Source organism: Thomasclavelia cocleata (genome assembly GCF_900102365.1).
GTDB lineage: Bacteria > Bacillota_I > Bacilli_A > Erysipelotrichales > Coprobacillaceae > Thomasclavelia > Thomasclavelia cocleata.
This window is the reverse complement of the sequence record NZ_FOIN01000027.1, coordinates 1-19167: the sequence shown is the minus strand read 5'-3', so window position 1 is coordinate 19167 and position 19167 is coordinate 1. Positions and strand designations below refer to the sequence as shown.

Here is a 19167-nt window from a genome sequence, read left to right as displayed (position 1 = left end):
AATCACCCTCTATATATTCTACACAATTTATTACTTTTTATGCTATTTTCTCCATTGTGAAGGTGCAAATAATAACAAAATCGGAAAAATTTCAAGACGCCCAGCTAACATATCAAAAGATAAAACAAGTTTTGAAATATCTGATAATGACGAAAAATTGTTCACTGGTCCAACTACCCCTAATCCTGGTCCAACATTATTTAAACATGTTGCTACTGCTGAAAAAGCACTCTCAAAATCAAGACTAAAAAATGTTAAGATTAATAATGAAACTGCAAAAATAGCTAAATATAAAGCTAAATAAGCATGAATATTAACAATGACATGATCATCAATTGAATTTTTTTCAAATTCTACAGTTTGAATACTATGAGGATGTAATAAATGTTTTAGTTCTTTTTTTGCATTTTTTAAATAAATTACGATTCTAGAAACTTTCATTCCACCACCAGTAGAACCAGAACAAGCACCAACAAACATTAAAGCAATAATAATCATTTGTGAAAACATTGGCCACTTAGTATAATCAGCAATTACAAAACCTGTTGTTGTAATGATTGACCCAACTGTAAAACTAGAATAACGAATTGCAGATAAAATAGAATCATACATTGGTAAAATATTAATTGTAATTAAAATAACAGCACCAAGAATTATTAAAAAATAATAACGTAATTCTTCACTTTTAAAAACTTCTTTAATTTTTCCAATAATTATAAAATAAATCAGATTAAAATTAATCCCAAATAAAATCATAAATACTGTAATAACAGTATCAACATAGACACTATCATAAGCTGCAATACTTGCATTTTTGATTGCAAATCCTCCAGTACCTGCAGTTCCAAAAGAATTCAAAAGACTATCAAATAAAGGCATACCACCAAACAATAATAAAACAGTTTCTACTAATGTTAAAATAGCATATATAATATATAAAATCCTTGCTGTTAAACGAATTTTAGAAACAAGCTTACCAACTACTGGACCAGGAACTTCAGCTTTTAAAATATGTAATGAACGACCTGATGAAATCGGAATAAACGCAATTACAAAAACCAAAATTCCCATTCCTCCAAGCCAATGAGAAAAGCTGCGCCAAAACAAACTAGCATGACTTAAAGCCTCAATATCATTAAGAATTGATGATCCTGTTGTTGTAAAACCAGAAACCATTTCAAAAAAGGCATCAATAAATGAAGGAATTTCTCCTGTTATATAAAATGGCAAAGCTCCAAAAATAGAAATTAAAATCCAGCTCAATGCTACAATTACAAATCCCTCTCGTGCATATATATTCTTTTTAACTGGCTGATTATATGAAACAGATATACCTAAAACAAATAAAATCGCACCAACTATAGCAAAAGCTATTCCCTCAGTTTCTTGATATATTAATGCAACTAATACTGGTATATACATTAAAAGCCCTGTTATGCATAATAGTTTTCCTAATGTATAAATTATCATCTTTCTATTCATTTAACTATCTCCTTATAATATCGTTCAATGTTTTCAATTTTTCATCTCGAGATATAATAATTAAATGATCATTTAATTCAATTGTCGTTTCTCCCTTTGGAACAATTATTTCATTATTTCTAGAAATAGCAGCTACTAAAATATGATTCTTCAATCTTAATTCATTCAAAGTCTTACCTAAAAAATCTATTTTACTTGTAACAATAAATTCACTAGCTTCAACTTCACCATTAACAATTTTATACAATGTTTTTACACTAGAATCATCATCTTTATTTACCTTAGCTCTAACATAACGAATAATTTGAGCAGCAATGGCGCTTTTTGGTGAAATAATAGTATCCACATTTAAACTATTCACTAATCCAGCATAATTCATTCTAGTAACCTTTGCCACTGTTTTTTTATGATACATTTTTTTAGCATATAAAGATAAAATTAAATTCTCTTCATCTAAACCAGTTAATGCTAAAAAAGCATCTGTATTTTCAATTCCCTCTTCAATTAGTATTTCTTCATCACTACCATCAGCATTAATAACTGTAATAAATGGTAATTTTTTAGCTAAAATTTTACAATATTCAATATTATTTTCAATTATTTTTACTCTCATTCCCAATACACTTAATTGCTTAGCTAAATAAAAACCTATTTTTCCCCCACCAATAATCATCACATTTTTTATCTGTTTTGTAATTATTCCAATATCAAAACAAAATCTAGTTAAATCACGATGTGATCCTGTTATATATAAATGATCACCTGACTTAATTACATAATTTCCATCAGGAATAATAACTTCATCATTACGACTTATAGCACACACTAAAACGTTTGTTTTTGAAACATTTTTTAATTTACTTAATTGGATATTACAAAGTTGACTTTGCTCATCAACATTAAACTCAGCTAATTCAACCTTTCCACGAGCAAATGTTTCAACTTTTACAGCTGAAGGAAATGATAATGTTCTTCTAATTTCATTAGCTGCTTCTAATTCTGGATTAATTATTAATGAAAATCCTAATTGATTTTGCATAAAATTGCATTGTTTTGAATAATCTGGATTTCTAACTCTAGCTATAGTATGTCTTGTTCCCATCTGCTTAGCCATTAATCCTGCTAAAATATTCAATTCATCGGAAGCGGTTACACAAATAATTAAATCAGCTTCATCAGCATTAGCCTCCATCAAAATATCATAAGAACCTCCATTACCTACAACACCAATTACATCATATTGATTTACAACATCATCAATCTTATCAGAATTTTGATCAATTACAATAATATCATGATCTTCATTAGCCATATATTTGGTTAGCGTTTTACCTACTTTTCCCGCTCCCAAAATAATAATTTTCATCAAAAAACCTCCCTAATACACATATTATAGCCTATTTTGTCTAACTTTCCCAATAACTTTGATATAAACAAAAAAAGTTTATCATATTTTAACTAAATTACAAGATAATTAATATATTTTCAAAGAAAAATTTACAATAAATTTAAATACTTTTCCTATCAAAAAATAGATCAATATAAAAAGATGGTAAAAACCATCTTATATATGAATTATCTTCATAAAATTTATTAATCAGCAATATTAATACATTAATATTTTTTCAATCTTACTCATACTTAGAAACATTATTTAGTATAATAATCAAATTTCTCTAAATCATCTGTTTTTCCAATAACAAAAAAACGATCTCCTTTTTTTACAATATAATTAGCACCTATATTTAATGACATCTTGTCTTCGTTATCTTTAACACCAATAACATTTATATGGTATACTTGTCTAACATTTAAAATCTGAAAACTCTTTCCTATCCAATCAACTGGTGCATTTATTTCTACCAGTGAATAATCTTCATCTAATTCAACTAAATCAACAATACTTTTTCTAAGTAATGATTTAGCTACCCTAACTCCCATATCTTTTTCAGCTCTTATAACTCTATTAGCTCCTACTTTTTCTAATATTGTAGAAAACTGCCTATTTTTTGCCTTAGCAATTATATAAGGAACACCTAATTCTTTAACATTCATAGTTGTTAAAACAGCTTCTTCTAAATGAGTCCCAATAGCAATTATAGCTACGTCAATATCACCTATCCCTAAAGCTCTAAGTTGCTCTAAATCTGTTGTATTAGCTACAACTGCTTTTGTAACTTCATCAGCAATCCTTTCAACACAAGCAATATCTTTATCAATAGCAATTACCTCACAATCATATTGTGATAAAGTAGTTGCTATTGTTGAACCAAATACACCTAAACCCAATACAGCATATTGTTTATCTTTCATTTTCTTACTCCTAACCTAATAAAATATTTCCATCAGTATACTGAACTTCTTTTTTACCTGCATTAATATAAGACCTTCGAGCAAACGAAATTATTAAAGTAATTGGTCCAATTCTACCAATATACATTAAAATAATAATTATTATTTTTCCAATTCCAGTCAGTGATGGTGTTAGTGATGCACTTAATCCTACTGTTGCAAAAGCTGAAACTGCTTCAAACATAATATCAATAAAAGGAGCATTTTCACTAATACTTAAAATAAAAATACTTATAAATGCAAGAGATATTCCTATCGTAATAATTGCAAATGAACGAATTATTAACCGTTTAGGAATCCTTCTAGAAAATACAGCTACTTCTTTTCTTCCATGATATATATTATAAACCATTAAGATACTAATCGCAAAAGTTACAGTTTTTATTCCTCCTGCTGTACCAGCAGGTGATCCACCAATAAACATAATAATACACATCATAAATTTAGTATATGGATATAAACTAGCAATATCAACAGAAGCAAATCCTGCTGTACGCAATGTTGTTGACTGAAAAAAAGAAACCTGAAGCTGATCAAAAAAGTTTAATTTTCCAATTGTATCAGGATTATAAAATTCACATAAATAAAATAAAATCATTCCTATAAATAACAGAATTGATGTCATAATCAAAACAATCTTGGTATGTAAACTAAAACTTTTAAATAAATGACGATAATTGAATTTACTAGGTTTTTTATATTCTTTTTTGATTGTTTCCATAACATCAAACCATACAATAAATCCTAATCCTCCCATAATTATTAAACCAGGAATTACAAGATTAATAATTATATTAGTTTGATAACCAATTAATGAATTATTCCCTAATACATCAAATCCCGCATTACAAAAAGCTGAAATTGCATGAAAAACTGCAAAGTATATTCCTTTTAAAACACCATATTCAGGAACAAATACAAATAATAAAAGAATTGCGCCTATTCCTTCAACAATAAAAGTGTATTTAATTACATTTTTTAAAAATTTAGGAATCGCATTTAATGAGGGTTGATTAAGCGCCTCTTGTAAAACAATTTTATTAGTTAATGAAATCTTCTTCTTTATCATTATTAATAATAAATTTAAAAAAGTTAAAAAACCCAATCCTCCAATTTGAATTAACACAATTATAATTAATTGTCCTAAATAATTAAATTGTTCACTTGTTGTAACTGGTACTAACCCTGTAACACAAGTAGCAGAAGTAGCAATAAATAAATTATTCAAAAAAGTTGTTGGTGTACTTTTATTACAAATAGGCAAACTTAATAAAATTGTTCCTATCAGAATAACTGCTAAAAAACTTAATGCAATTTGCCTTGTTGGACGCATTGTATGATGTTCATGTCTTTTTTTAAATATTTCAACTTTCATATATTTATTCTACCTCTCTAAAAAAATAAATGATCAACCAAAATTTTACATCCCATAATAATTAATAGTACTCCACCTGCAAATTCTGCTTTACTCTTATATTTTTCACCAAAAACATTCCCCACTTTTACTCCTATAACACAAATAACAAAAGTAATTATTCCAATAATTACAGTTGATAAAACAATTGAAACATTAAAAAAAGCAAAAGTTATTCCAATTGCTAATGCATCAACACTTGTAGCAACCGATAACATAATTAAATTACCAAAGTGTAATGCATCATCCAAACATCCATCTTCATCTTTACTCATTGCCTCTTTTATCATATTTATTCCAATTAATCCTAATAAAATAAAAGCTATCCAATGATCAATAGTTGCAATTTTAGAAGCAAAAGTTGTACCTAAAACATATCCTAATGCTGGCATTAATGCCTGAAAAGCACCAAAAAACAATGCAATTATAACTGCTTTTTGGTAACTCATTTTCTTCATTGCAAGTCCTTTACAAATAGATACAGCAAAAGCATCCATTGCTAAACCTATTCCAATAAGCGCAATTTCTAAGACTGACATTTTTTATTCTCCCCCTCTAAAATAAATTCACTACATTTTAACCCATCAATTGCACTAGACATAATTCCTCCAGCATAACCTGCACCCTCACCAATTGGATAAATACCTTTAATATTACTTTGATATGATTCATCACGATAAAACTTTACTGGTGCTGAACTGCGTGATTCAACTCCTGAAAGCATTGCATTACTTGCAAAACCAGAAATCTTTTGATCCATTAATATTAATCCTTCTTTTAAAGCAGTATTTATTTCTTTACTAAATAACTCATTCAAATCAGCATTTTTAACTCCTGGTAAAACACTACATTTAACCATCTCATTACCAGGTTCAGTTTCTAAATAATCTTCTATTTTCATTACTGGAACATGATAATTGCCCCCACCAAGCATAAAAGCTTTATGCTCCAAATCTTGTTGATATTTTATTCCAGATAAAGGATGAGCATTTTCAAAATCCTCTGGACCAACAGTTACTAAAATAGCACTATTTGCATTAACATCATCACGTGCTTGATTACTCATTCCATTTACTACAACTCCACCTGATTCACTACTAGAATTTATAACTTTCCCCCCTGGACACATGCAAAATGTATAAACGCCACGTCCACTACTTGTTTTAACGGCCAATTTATAGTCTGCTGCTTTTAATTTAGGATGATTAGCATATCTACCATATTGATGTTCATTAATAAATGACTGCAGATGTTCTATTCTTAAACCAACAGCAAATGCTTTAGGTTCTATTCTTAATCCTCTTTGATAAAGCATTTCATAAGTATCACGTGCACTATGACCAATCGCCAAAACTAATTTATCTGGCTTCATTGTAATAATCTGATCACCTTGTTTTATTTTAATATTTGTAAGTTTTTGATTTTGTGTTTCAATATCTATGAGTTGACTATCAAATAACACTTCTCCACCATTTTTAATTATTTCTTGACGCATATTTTTTACGACATTAATTAAATAATCAGTTCCTACATGTGGTTTATTAAGATACAAAATATCTTTATTTGCACCATGAGCTACAAAAGTTTCTAAAATAAATTGTTTACGTTTATCTTTAACCCCTGTAGTAAGTTTACCATCACTAAAAGTTCCTGCTCCACCTTCACCAAACTGTACATTACTATTTAAAAATAATTTACCTGTTTTAAAAAAATTATCAATGTCTTCTTTTCTTTTATCAACCTCACTACCTCTTTCAACCAAAGTTACCTTCTGATTAGCACGAGCTAAATTATAAGCACAAAATAATCCCGCAGGTCCACTACCTACTACTATAATATGTTCATCATTAGATTTTAAAACTGGATAATAGTACGGTTTTACTTTAACAAGATTTAATTTGGGATATTTTTTTATAATTATATCTTCATTATCAATATTGAATTCAAAACTACATACAAAATGAACTTTATTTTTCCTTCTTGCATCAACTGCTTGTTTAACTAATTTTACATCTTTAATTTTGTTTTTAGAAATATTTAATTGTTGTGAAATTACCTGTCGATAATCTTTTGTATCTAACGAAACATTTACATTATTAATTCTTATCATCTTATTTTCCCTTACTTAATATTGTTTTAGCTATATGATATCCTGATGCAAATGCAAAATGCAAATTATAACCCCCACAATCTCCATCTACATCCAACACTTCTCCAGCAATATAAATTCCTGGATATTTTGTGCACTCTAAATTTTCATCAACTTCTTCAAGACTTACACCACCATGCATTACCTGAGCTTTAGTATAATCATATGTTCCTACTATCTTAAAACGAATATCTTTTAAATTATCTACATTCACTAACACTTTAGCTAATTTATCATTGAATATTCCCTCTAAATAATAATTACCATATTTTTTTAATCTTTCTTCTAATAATATATTAACTTCACTTTCACTAAATTCCTCTAATAAATCTAACCCAATTTCTAAATTACCATGACATTTAGATAATAACCTTGATAATTGCATAATACAAATACCTGATAATCCTTGTTCACTAAATAATACTTCACCTGTTTGACTTTCAACTAATTCATTATCATTATATAAATTTGCCTGACATTTAACACGTACCCCTTTTAACTTAGGATAAGCAGGTTTAGTCTTTATTTGAACTAAACTAGGAAATAAGTCAGTTACTTTTAAACCAAGATCATTAACTAAATCATAATTATTTTTTCCAGATAAAAGAGATGCTGGAGAACCAGTTGCAATAACAACATTATCACATTCATAATCACCTCTTGTACTTTTTACAAGATACCCATTTTTCCTTTTAATAATTTTTAAAGCTTGACATTCTTCAATTAAAGCTACTTGATCAAAATTATTCATCAAAGCATTTTTAATAGTTAAACTCTGATTAGATCGAGGATATAATAAAGTTCCTACTTGTCTAGTTAAAACCCCGATCTGATTAAAATAGTCTTTAACATTAAAATCATTAATAATTTTCTCAATTCTTTTATCATCAGTATTATAAAAATACATATCTAAATTAGTATTTGAAAGATTACAACGTCCATTGCCACTAGCAAGAATTTTTCTTCCAGATTTATTAGACTGTTCCAAAATAATCACATTGGCTTGTTGTTTAGCTAATTCACATCCACATAAAAGACCACTAGCACCAGCACCAATAATTACTGTTGTTTCCATCATTCAATCTCCTTATAATGCCTAGATTATAGCACAAACTACATTCTTTTAAAACAAAAGCAACTAATAAAATGTATACTTGATAATATTATTTGATAAGTGTATAATTTAGAAGAATTTATCACTTTAAGGAGGAGTTATTTATGGGTAGAGCACATGAAGTGCGCAAAGTTGCAATGGCAAAAACAGCAGCCAAAAAAACTAAACTATACTCACGTTATGGTAAAGAAATTTATTTAGCTGCAAAAGCAGGGGGACCTGAACCTGATGCAAACTTAGCTTTACGTCGTTTAATTGAAAAAGCAAAAAAAGAACAAGTACCTGCTGATGTTATCAAAAGAGCTGTTGATAAAGTAAAAAGTGGAGTTACTGAAAATTATGAAGAAAAAGTATTTGAAGGATATGCCAATGGTGGAGCTACGATAATTGTTAAATGTTTAACTGATAATATTAACCGTACTATTTCATCTGTACGTCCTGCTTTTACTAAATCAAAAGCTAAACTTGGAAATGAAGGATCTGTTTCTTATTTGTATGATGTAATTAGTGTAGTTGCTTTTAAAGGTCTTGATGAAGAAACTGTTTTAGATGCCTTAGTTATGGCTGAAGTTGATGCTCAAGATATCGTCAGTGAAGAAGATGGAACTATTAAAATCGTTGGTGAACCAACAGATTTATATAAGATCAAAGAAGCAATTGAAGGTGTTAAACCAGATGTTGAATTTGATATTGATGAAATTCAAACATTACCTCAAGATACAGTTGAACTTGCTGGTGAAGACATGGAATTATTTGAACGTCTTATGAATAACCTTAATAATTGTGATGATGTTGATCAAATCTATCACAATGTTGCAAACTATGATGAGGGAGAATAATTCTCCTTTTTTTACAAGGAAAAATCTTATGAAAGTTACATATTTATATAACAGTGGTTTTATCGTAGAATTAGATAAACATATTCTATTATTTGATTATTATCAAGGTAATATTCCGCTGCTAAACCCTAATAAAAATCTATATATATTTGTTTCCCATTTTCATCATGATCATTACAATCCAGAAATCTATCAAATTTCTCACCCTAAAATTACCTATATAATTGATCGAAAAATAAATAATAAGGGCATAAAAGTACATCCTGGCAAAGTATATGATATAGATGATTTACATATTCAAACTTTATTATCAACTGATGAAGGTGTTGCATTTGTCATAAAAGTAGAGAATAAATATATTTATCATGCTGGAGATTTACATTGGTGGCACTGGATTGGAGAACCTGAATCAGATAACAAATATCAAGCTGAAACCTTTAAAAAAGAAATCAGCAAAATTACAAATATTAATTTTGAATTAATGATGATACCTCTAGATCCTCGACTTAAAGAAAGCGGTTGGTGGGGAATGAATTATATTTTAAAATATATTAATACTAAATATGTTTTACCCATGCATTTTATTGAAGATATTAATAAAATGCATGAATATCTTGATAATAAACCACTAAACCAATATAATAATATAATCAAAATTCATAACAAAGAAGAAGTTTTTATTCTAGGAGAAAATAATGAATATTAATCCATATCAACATCATGCTAAATATTATGAAACTGATCAAATGGGAATAATTCATCATTCAAATTATATTCGCTGGTTTGAAGAAGCTAGAATTGATTTTATGAATCAAATCGGTTTAACATATAAAACCATGGAAGAAGAAGGTATCATTTCACCTGTTTTAGAAATAAATTGTAAATATCTAAAAATGATGTATTTTGATGATATTGCAACAATCAAGCTCAAAATATCTTCATATACAGGTGTCCGTTTTACTTTTGAATACGAAATTTATAATCAAGACAAGCAACTCTGTACAATCGGTAGTTCTAGTCATTGTTTTATGAATCGTAAAAATCGTCCAATCAGTTTAAAAAAATTAAAACCTGAATTTGATGAATTATTCAAAAAATTATTAGCAAAATAGACTTTGCAATATGCAAAGTCTATTTCTTTGGAATAATTTCAATCCAATAATCATCAGGATCATTGATAAAATATAATCCCATAGCTTTATTCTCAAAACAAATACATCCCATCTCTTTATGTAACTGATAAGCCTGATCAAAATCATCAACTTCAAAACAGATATGACTTTCATTTTCACCTAACTCATATGGTTGAGGATGATCTTTTAACCATGTCAATTCAATTTGAAAATTACTAATTCCATCACCAAGATAAGTTAAAATAAAACTCCCATCACTAGCTTCTTTTGTTCTTTCTACTTTCAAACCTAAAGCTTTTTGATAAAAACTTACACTTTTATCAATATTTGTAATATTGATATTACAATGCACACATTTAAATTCCATGTTTCTCTCCTAATATTAATAAACTGTCTTATAATTTTTATCTTCAATATCCAATTTTCCAAAATATTTTTCAAAATCAACTCCAACAAAATCAGATAGATCTTTCATCTCTAGTACTGTTTTAACATCAACATCAATTCCATTTTCCATTCGATCTTTAGTCGCTTCGATTTCTTTTTCACCATGAGTATATATACGTGGCTGTCCCTTTGCTTTTGGAGCATCTCTTAATTCTTGTAAGAATGTAGAAAAATGCGTTTCAATATCTGCTGGATTACCAAAAACCTTTGGATCAATAGCAATAAAACCATGGCAAGTACCACCTACCCCATTTGTATGAGTGTGATTAGAAGTTAGTCCTTGTGATAATATTGAACAGAAAATTTCACAAAACATTCCATAGCCATATCCTTTATGACTACCTAATTGCTCTGTTGAACCTCCTAATGGCATAATTCCACCACCAACTTTGTTAATAATGTTATCTAAAACATCTGGTGCATCTGTTGAAGGATTACCATCCTTATCTAATGCCCACCCTTGTGGTAATTCTTTTTCTGCCTTACGATACATTTCTAATTTTCCTCTTGTTACAACAGTAGTTGAAGCATCAAAGAAAAATGGATATGGTTTCGCTGGCATTGCCAAAGCAATCGGATTAGAACCTAACATCGCTTTACTAGCAAATGTAGGTACCATGATTGCCTCAGAATTAGTAAATGACAATCCCATCAATCCTTGATCACATGCCATCTTAGCATAATATCCAGCAATCCCATAGTGATTAGAATTTCGTACTGTTACAATTGCCATACCAACATTTTTAGCTTTTTCAATACATTTATCCATTGCAAATTTACTAATTAATTGCCCCATTCCTGCATTTCCATCAATAACAGCAGATACTGGCGTTTCAAAAATAACTTCAGGTTTTGCATCAACTTTAATCATACCTTTTTCAATACCTTTATGATATCTTGAAAGTCTCTGCATCCCATGTGATTCAATTCCATAAATATCTGATAATAATAAAACATCTGTTATAATTTTACTTTCTTCTTTAGTAAAACCAAACTTTTCAAAAGCTTCATTGCAAAAAGCATTTAAAGTATCAAACTTAAACTTTATATGTGCCATAATTTACCTCACTTCTTATAAATTGTATACATTTTATCATAAACTTTTTTCTCTGTCATTAATAAAAATAAAGTAGCCTAAAAATCTCTAATTCAAGTATAGAATTATTAAAAAACTTACTCATAATAATAAAAGCTCCTTCTATTAAGTTTGAGTTTACTGTTATAACTATTTCTAAGCTTATTATTAAACATAATGAGGTACACTCTATTCATAGAAACCATAATAAAATCATCTCTTCCCATATATCATGGTATCAGTTCCCTTAGTTAAGCTTTAACTAATGTCTAGAAACGATTCATACTTTTATTTATTTTAATCACCTTAACATCAGTACCAATAATTATATTATATAATTAAAGCTTTCTTTATTTTATCCTATAATCTATAAAAATAAATTATTTTAAACATTAATTAATCATATTATTTTTTTAAAACAAAATGATACAATATTATTTAACTTAATTACATCTACCAATGGTTGAATATTTATAATAATAACCAGCTTAATGTCAAGTTCACTATAAAAGGTTAGAGATGTCCCTCTAACCTTTTTTTATTGATACAAGAATATTGAAGTATAAAAATAATATTCAATTTTATTCTATATATCATTCATTGTAATATCTTCATAATCTAAAATTTGATAATTACTTTTCTATTGACAAAAATATCTAATTTACTAATGATGTAGTAATAATCTACTTTCTGTTTGGTTTTCTTTTGATGCTCAACAACCTAATAAAATCATCAAACAAAATAGTATCAATTGGCTCAAACATCAGCCATTTTCCATCATGATAAGTTTGAGTTTCATCATAAATCCTTTGAACTTCTTTTGAATAATTATCTCTATCTGTCTCAAATTTTAATCTTTCATCTTTCCCCAAGATAATCATAAATCCTACACAGTTTTCTCTTGCATATAATGCACATAACGTTTTGCCACCACGCCGATATTTATATTCATATTTCCATGCTTTTCCACCCTTGTTCCACAAACAATCCATATCATATTTTTCCTTAATCAAAGCATTTAATTTATTCCAAATATCATAAAGTGATTCTCCAACTAAATAAGTCATCTCTTCAGCATCAGGTATTATATCAAGCATAATAACCCTCCTCTAATTTATTCTTTATTATAACATTTTCAATAGTTTATCAGCATCTTTTTCATTAATGATGCCATATTATCTTTATAATGTATCAAACCAATACTCTTCTCTAGTAAAAAAAGTATCTGAACATGAAGAATAATCAAAATAATTTGATATTTAAAACTTATAAAGTACAAATCATAATTGACATATCACCATCATATACAACTTCTTTTTGATCAGCACAAACAATGAAATTGTCTCCAATTTTTACATTTCTGCCATTAATAGTACCATTACCCTTAATTATAGTAACTAACTGAAATGGTTTATTATTGATAATTGTATTCTTACTAGTTAGATCGTACTTACTAACTGTAAAATAATCACTAGAAATTAACTTTGTTACAGTTCCATTAGCAATATTCTCTACAATTTGATCATCATTACTATATGGATGATATGGTACCTGAGTAACATCTATCGACTGTTGTACATGTAACTGACGTTCATTACCATTAGCATCTTTACGATGATAATCATATACACGATAAGTAATATCTGATGATTGCTGTGCCTCATATATTAATGAGCCACTACAAATTGCATGAACAGTACCTGCTGGAATATAGAAAAAATCTCCTTCTTTAATTGAAAATTTATTCAACAAATTTTCATAATCATCTTTTTTTATCGCATTTACAAATTCATCCTTAGTTTTAGCATGATGTCCCATAACCATTTTTGTATCCTCATCAGTTCCTAAAACATACCAACATTCTGTCTTACCCAATGAATTTTCATGCACTTTTGCATATTCATCATTTGGATGTACTTGTACTGATAAATCATTACAAGCATCAATGATTTTAATTAATAAAGGAAATTGTTCACCTTCAATATTGCCAAATAACTCTCTATGCTCATCCCATAATTGTGATAATTTTTTTCCAACAAATTCACCATCTGCCATAGTACAATCACCATTTTGATGTGCTGAAATAGCCCAGCATTCACCAGTATGATTACTAGGAATATCATAACCATAAATATCTTTTAGCTTTTTTCCTCCCCAAATCATTTCTTTAAATACTGGATTAACCTTTAAAATATGACCCATTTTCTACTCTCCTTTTTTCTATAAATTCAAAAAATTCATTAATTTCATTTTCATTGAATACCATTATGCCATTTTTTTCTAGTATTTGACAAGTGATTCCATCACCATCAATTAATGTATGAGTAAAACTGCCATCATATATCTTATTCTTTCCACAACTAGGACTATATGCCTTCAACAAAACAACATCAATATCATACTTTTGCAATATCTCTAATGATTTTTTTGCTCCTAAGACATATTCCATTGTTTTATCTTCACCTGTAATATCAATAACTTTATTATTTCTAATCTCACAAGGATTTCGAGGTATTGACATACCACCTAATACCTCAGGACAAATCATAATCGCCTCTTTTCTAGCAACCATTTCTTTAATAATTTCAATTAAGTTATCATCACCACGAAAAGTACATTTAACTCCTGCTAAACAACTACTTACTCCAATCATCAATAACCTCCAAAATCTCATCAGCTTGATCAACCACGTAATCAGCCCCACTATCTTTTAATTCTCTTGCCCCTCTAAATCCCCAAGCCACACCAATCGACTTAACTTTAGCATTTTTAGCAGTTTGAATATCAACATCACTATCTCCAATATAAATAACCTCATTTTTTTTAACATCAAATAAATTAATAACTAAATTAGTTAAGCAAGGATCAGGCTTTTTAGGATGACGCATACTGTTTCCAAAAACATATTTAAAATAGCCAGGAAATAGTGTCTTAGTTATTTTAATAGCATGTTCTTGCGGTTTATTAGTTACAACAGCTAAATTAAAACCAAGTTTTTTTAACTTTTCAAGTAATTCATTAACTCCTGGATATGCATTAGTTTTATTTAAACAGTTTAAACTATATTTTTCATCAAATTCTTGTTTTAAAACCATAACTTCATCTTTATGCTCTTGAGGCAATGCTCTTTCAATTAACTTAATTACTCCATTACCTACAAAATAACGATATTGATCAAGCTCATGTGTAGGATAACCTCTTTTATTTAATAATATATTTACTGTATTAGCTAAATCTTCTAAAGAATCAACTAATGTTCCATCTAAATCAAATATAATTGTATTAATCATCTAATCACTCCCCGTAGTATTATAGCATATATTTTATTTATGTGTTGCCTTAATTTTATTAATAAAAAGAGGTTAGCATAAAATAACTTTTTATAAGTTATTTTATTATTGCCTCCTCTTTCTTTCAACCATTGCCATTTTCAATGTGATTGTTTTAAGCCTTTCTTTATAACATGTTTCAGCTTGATTAAATGCTTCTAAAATCATTGCTTGTTTTTGTTCTTTAACCTCTTTTAACTCATTTAAAAATACTCGTTCAACTAAGCCTGTTGCTCTAGCAAAAGGCTCTTTTCCCTCAATTGCTTCAAAAATATCCAATAAAGTAATTTTATCAGGATTTTTTTTTAAAGAAACACCACCTTTTTTACCAGCTTCTGAAGTAATTAGACCTGCTACTACTAATTGACGAATTATTTTCTTTAAATAAGAATCAGAAACACCTAAATCTTCTGAAATATTGTAACTCTTTAATGGAGTCCCCTCATCACTATGAGCAATCATTATTAATAGACATATTGCTTGTTCGACACTATTTTTAACTTTCATGATTATGTACCTCTTTTCATATATTGTACCATAAATGATCAATTTACTTAAAATTTTTTTATAAATTAATTGACAAAGTATATTGTTATGACTAAAATATGTACTTGTTAATAGATAAACTTTATCCATAGATAAATTATATCCATTAATAATTTAGATTTCAAGTAAAAACTAAAATCTAATGAAAGGAGAATAAAAAATGATAAAAAAAGAATGGTCAGCATTTTTAAAAAACTGGTGGTTGATTATTGTTGCTATTGCCATCATTGCAATTCCAAGTATTTATTCAGGAGTCTTTCTTGGTTCTATCTGGGATCCATATGGAAACACAGGCGAGATTCCTGTTGCTGTTGTAAATGAAGATCACAAAGTAACATATAACGATGCAACCTTAGATATTGGAAAAGAATTAGCAAATAATCTTCAAAATAATGATTCTATGTCCTTTAATCTTGTTAATGCTTCTAAAGCTAAACAAGGATTGGAAGATGGTGATTATTATATGATTATTACTATTCCAAGTGATTTTTCTAAAAATGCTACAACATTACTAGAAGATGAACCTAAAAAAATGATCTTAAATTATACAACCAATCCAGGAACAAGCTATATTGCTTCAAAAATGGATGACTCTGCAATAACAAAGATCAAAGAAGAAGTATCAGCTACAGTTACTAAAACCTATGCAAAAACAATATTTAATCAAATAAATACTGTCGGTAATGGCATGAATGAAGCGGCTGATGGCTCTAAACAGATTAATGATGGAACTAATCAACTAATTGATGGAAATAATTTAATTACAACAAATTTAAAAACACTTGCTGATAGTACACTTATTTTTGATGATGGTGCAAAAACTTTAAGTTATGGTCTTAGTTCATATCTTGATGGTGTTAGCTCTGTAAATAATGGTAACGGTGATTTAAATAAGGGTTTGGTAATACTTGATAACAACAGCCAGGCTTTAACTAATGGTATTAATCAACTTGATGTTGGAATCAAACAATTAGAACAAGGAAGCAAAGATTTAGAATCAGCATTAACTAATGCTAAAAGCGCTCTTGATAAGCAATTAAATAGTAATACAGAAGCTGGTATCCAAGCTCTAATTACTCCTAATCCAATAACTGGTAAAACTGCACTAGAAACATTAAATTATGGTATTCAGGCTTTAAATCAAAGCATTTCAACATCTAGTAATGATAGTAGTAAACCAAATATAAAAGACTATCTCAATAATATTGATATGTCTCTTGATAGTGCAGAAGCATCTATTACTCAAATTAACGAAGCTTATGCTATTGCTCTTCAAACTGCATTAACTAATAATGCTGGTAAAAATCTTGATCAAGAAACAATTGCAAATATTTTATCAACTATAAAAAATGATCAAAATATTAATAATGCAAACGTTAAAGCCATGACAAACGTAAAAACTGCTAAAGCAACAGTTGATGGGGTTTTCAATAATCTACAATTAACCGTTGATTCACTAGCTAGTGGTTCAGCTCAAGCTTTACCAGGTGCCAATCAAGCTATTCAGCAGCTATATACTGGTTTAAAAACTGTTCAAACTGGTTTAGGTGATAAATCTACAGCAAATACTTTAATTAATGGGGCAAATTCTATTTATCAAGGCAGCTTAGCACTTGGTCAAGGCACTTCAGCCTTAAACAACGGATTTAACACTTATAAAAGTGGTGTAAATAGTGCTAAAAATGGTTCGGAGCAATTATTAGCTGGTACTACCACTTTAATCAATAATAATCCTACTATTTCTAACGGTGCTAAACAATTAGCTGGTGGTGCTAATCAAATTGCTTCTGGTGCTAAACAATTATATGATGGCTCTAATACATTAAGTAGTGGTTTAACAACATTGAAAGATGGTACCAATACATTAGCGACTTCACTAACTGATGGAGCTAAACAAATAAATAATATTAACAGTAGTGATGCTACATTTGATATGTTATCAACACCTATCAAAGTATCTCATCATGAAATATCAACTGTAGAAAATAATGGTCATGGGATGGCTCCATATATGATGAGTGTTGGTTTATATGTCGCTTGTATGGCATTTACTTTGATGTATCCTTTATTTAATGATATCGAAAAAGCTAAAAATGGTTTTAAATACTGGTTATCTAAAGCTACGATCTGGTTTTCAATTTCAACAATTGCTTCAGTTATAATGATTGGTACCTTAATGCTATTCTGTGATTTTTCACCACAACAGTTATTAATGACATTTATTTTTACAACTATTGTTGGTGCAGCATTAATGGCATTAGTAACACTATTAAGTGTTGTTTGTGGAAAAATTGGTGAATTTATTCTTCTAGTATTTATGGTTATTAATCTAGGTGGTTCAGCTGGTACTTATCCTCTTGAAACATCTTCAGCAATCTTTAAAGCAATTCATCCTTTTATCCCATTCACATATAGTGTTGATGGTTTTAGAAAAGTAATTAGTATGCAAAATGTATCAGTAAGTAATGAAATTATCGTATTCATTGGAATTATTGTTATTTGTAGCATCTTAACAATTCTTGTTTATAATCATCGAATTAAAAAACCTACTCCAATAATTCCTCAAGCATTTGAAAATGTAAATGAATAAACTAAAAGAGATTCTAACTTCTATACTCTAGAAGTTGTAATCTCTTTTTTTACTTATTTATCTAATATCTTTTTATTTTCTGTATATAACGATACTTCACCACATTTTGAGCAAACTGCAGCTTTTATCTTACCAAGTTCAGATGTAAAAACTCCCTGACCTTTACTAAGCATTACAGAAGCTACTCCAGCATTAATAGAACTTATCTTCAACCCATATTCTTCAATCATTTCTGTATTACAACGATGACACTTCCGCATTTTATTCCCCTCTTTCATTATTATTGTGATTAAGATCATTTATTCTAGAAATAAATTAAAATAAAACATCTTTCATCTTTAGTATAACATAGATAAAAAAATAAAAAATAACAGATAAATTATCAATGTCATTAAGTTAAGAAGATAAGAAAGAAGTCATAAGTATAGAATATAAAAAATCTATGCTTATGGCTTTATTTTATGTACACAAAAAAGTACAGTCTTGAAACTGCTTTTCCAAAGGTATATAATAGTCGTGTGTTAGTCAAACCTATAGTTGAAACATACGACTTTTTTGGCAGAAACATGACGTGTGCTTGTTCTTCCTGGTCGGACAGGAAGTATTTCTTTGGCTATCAGGTTCTCAACGGGTGATTTTTTACCCGTTTTTTTGTTTAGAAACCTTCTTATGATATGCGATGCCCTTGTAAAATTAA

General features: G+C 28.6%; 19 protein-coding genes. 4 read left to right on the top strand and 15 right to left on the bottom strand.

The window, feature by feature from the left end; all coding sequences use genetic code 11:
- Positions 1 to 42 precede the first annotated feature (42 nt).
- The 7 genes from BMW96_RS09655 to BMW96_RS09625 form a co-directional block, all read right to left on the bottom strand.
- Positions 43 to 1482, bottom strand: a complete 1440-nt coding sequence (locus BMW96_RS09655; RefSeq protein WP_092355035.1) for a TrkH family potassium uptake protein — start codon at positions 1480 to 1482, stop codon at positions 43 to 45.
- A gap of 4 nt (positions 1483 to 1486) precedes the next feature.
- The gene (gene trkA / locus BMW96_RS09650; RefSeq protein WP_092355032.1) at positions 1487 to 2848 is read right to left on the bottom strand and encodes a Trk system potassium transporter TrkA; all 1362 of its coding nucleotides are present in this window, start codon (positions 2846 to 2848) and stop codon (positions 1487 to 1489) included.
- A 284-nt stretch (positions 2849 to 3132) separates the two neighbouring features.
- Positions 3133 to 3795, bottom strand: a complete 663-nt coding sequence (locus BMW96_RS09645) for a potassium channel family protein (RefSeq protein ID WP_092355029.1) — start codon at positions 3793 to 3795, stop codon at positions 3133 to 3135.
- 10 nt (positions 3796 to 3805) lie between these two features.
- Positions 3806 to 5209 (bottom strand): TrkH family potassium uptake protein, encoded by a 1404-nt coding sequence (locus BMW96_RS09640; RefSeq protein ID WP_092355026.1) that lies wholly within the window; start codon positions 5207 to 5209, stop codon positions 3806 to 3808.
- A 17-nt stretch (positions 5210 to 5226) separates the two neighbouring features.
- Positions 5227 to 5787: a manganese efflux pump MntP gene (locus tag BMW96_RS09635; RefSeq protein ID WP_092355023.1), complete on the bottom strand. Its 561-nt coding sequence runs from the start codon at positions 5785 to 5787 to the stop codon at positions 5227 to 5229.
- Entirely contained in the window at positions 5775 to 7358 is a 1584-nt protein-coding gene (locus BMW96_RS09630) for an NAD(P)/FAD-dependent oxidoreductase (protein ID WP_092355020.1), read from the bottom strand. The genes BMW96_RS09635 and BMW96_RS09630 overlap by 13 nt, the downstream gene beginning before the upstream one ends.
- A gap of 1 nt (position 7359) precedes the next feature.
- On the bottom strand, positions 7360 to 8472 hold the full coding sequence (locus tag BMW96_RS09625; protein WP_092355017.1) for an aminoacetone oxidase family FAD-binding enzyme: 1113 nt from the start codon (positions 8470 to 8472) through the stop codon (positions 7360 to 7362).
- Between the two features lie 143 nt (positions 8473 to 8615).
- On the opposite strand from BMW96_RS09625, the gene BMW96_RS09620 reads away from it, so the two are divergent.
- From BMW96_RS09620 to BMW96_RS09610, 3 genes are read left to right on the top strand one after another with little or no spacing between them, the layout of a single operon-like run.
- Positions 8616 to 9350, top strand: a complete 735-nt coding sequence (locus tag BMW96_RS09620; protein ID WP_092355014.1) for a YebC/PmpR family DNA-binding transcriptional regulator — start codon at positions 8616 to 8618, stop codon at positions 9348 to 9350.
- Positions 9351 to 9378: 28 nt separating this feature from the next.
- Positions 9379 to 10056 (top strand): MBL fold metallo-hydrolase, encoded by a 678-nt coding sequence (locus BMW96_RS09615; RefSeq protein ID WP_092355011.1) that lies wholly within the window; start codon positions 9379 to 9381, stop codon positions 10054 to 10056.
- Entirely contained in the window at positions 10046 to 10462 is a 417-nt protein-coding gene (locus BMW96_RS09610; RefSeq protein WP_092355008.1) for an acyl-CoA thioesterase, read from the top strand. Before BMW96_RS09615 ends, BMW96_RS09610 begins: the two co-directional genes overlap by 11 nt.
- Before the next feature lie 19 nt (positions 10463 to 10481).
- Here BMW96_RS09610 and BMW96_RS09605 read toward each other — a convergent pair whose 3' ends face one another.
- From BMW96_RS09605 to BMW96_RS09575, 7 genes are all read right to left on the bottom strand, one after another.
- Positions 10482 to 10850: a VOC family protein gene (locus BMW96_RS09605; protein WP_092355006.1), complete on the bottom strand. Its 369-nt coding sequence runs from the start codon at positions 10848 to 10850 to the stop codon at positions 10482 to 10484.
- Positions 10851 to 10865: 15 nt separating this feature from the next.
- Positions 10866 to 11987, bottom strand: a complete 1122-nt coding sequence (locus BMW96_RS09600) for an Ldh family oxidoreductase (protein WP_092355003.1) — start codon at positions 11985 to 11987, stop codon at positions 10866 to 10868.
- A gap of 701 nt (positions 11988 to 12688) precedes the next feature.
- Positions 12689 to 13102, bottom strand: coding sequence for a DUF3788 domain-containing protein (locus BMW96_RS09595; protein WP_092354999.1), 414 nt, complete (start codon positions 13100 to 13102; stop codon positions 12689 to 12691).
- 169 nt (positions 13103 to 13271) lie between these two features.
- Positions 13272 to 14207, bottom strand: a complete 936-nt coding sequence (locus tag BMW96_RS09590) for a type I phosphomannose isomerase catalytic subunit (RefSeq protein ID WP_092354996.1) — start codon at positions 14205 to 14207, stop codon at positions 13272 to 13274.
- Complete coding sequence (locus BMW96_RS09585; RefSeq protein WP_092354993.1) at positions 14185 to 14658, bottom strand: 2-thiouracil desulfurase family protein; 474 nt, start codon at positions 14656 to 14658, stop codon at positions 14185 to 14187. Before BMW96_RS09585 ends, BMW96_RS09590 begins: the two co-directional genes overlap by 23 nt.
- On the bottom strand, positions 14642 to 15295 hold the full coding sequence (locus BMW96_RS09580; protein WP_092354990.1) for an HAD family hydrolase: 654 nt from the start codon (positions 15293 to 15295) through the stop codon (positions 14642 to 14644). Before BMW96_RS09580 ends, BMW96_RS09585 begins: the two co-directional genes overlap by 17 nt.
- Before the next feature lie 105 nt (positions 15296 to 15400).
- Positions 15401 to 15841 (bottom strand): RrF2 family transcriptional regulator, encoded by a 441-nt coding sequence (locus tag BMW96_RS09575; RefSeq protein WP_092354987.1) that lies wholly within the window; start codon positions 15839 to 15841, stop codon positions 15401 to 15403.
- Positions 15842 to 16040: 199 nt separating this feature from the next.
- Between BMW96_RS09575 and BMW96_RS09570 the strand changes: the two genes are divergently transcribed.
- Positions 16041 to 18470: a YhgE/Pip domain-containing protein gene (locus BMW96_RS09570; protein WP_092354984.1), complete on the top strand. Its 2430-nt coding sequence runs from the start codon at positions 16041 to 16043 to the stop codon at positions 18468 to 18470.
- Positions 18471 to 18523: 53 nt separating this feature from the next.
- Here BMW96_RS09570 and BMW96_RS09565 read toward each other — a convergent pair whose 3' ends face one another.
- Positions 18524 to 18730, bottom strand: a complete 207-nt coding sequence (locus tag BMW96_RS09565; protein WP_092354981.1) for a hypothetical protein — start codon at positions 18728 to 18730, stop codon at positions 18524 to 18526.
- Between the last annotated feature and the right edge of the window lie 437 nt (positions 18731 to 19167).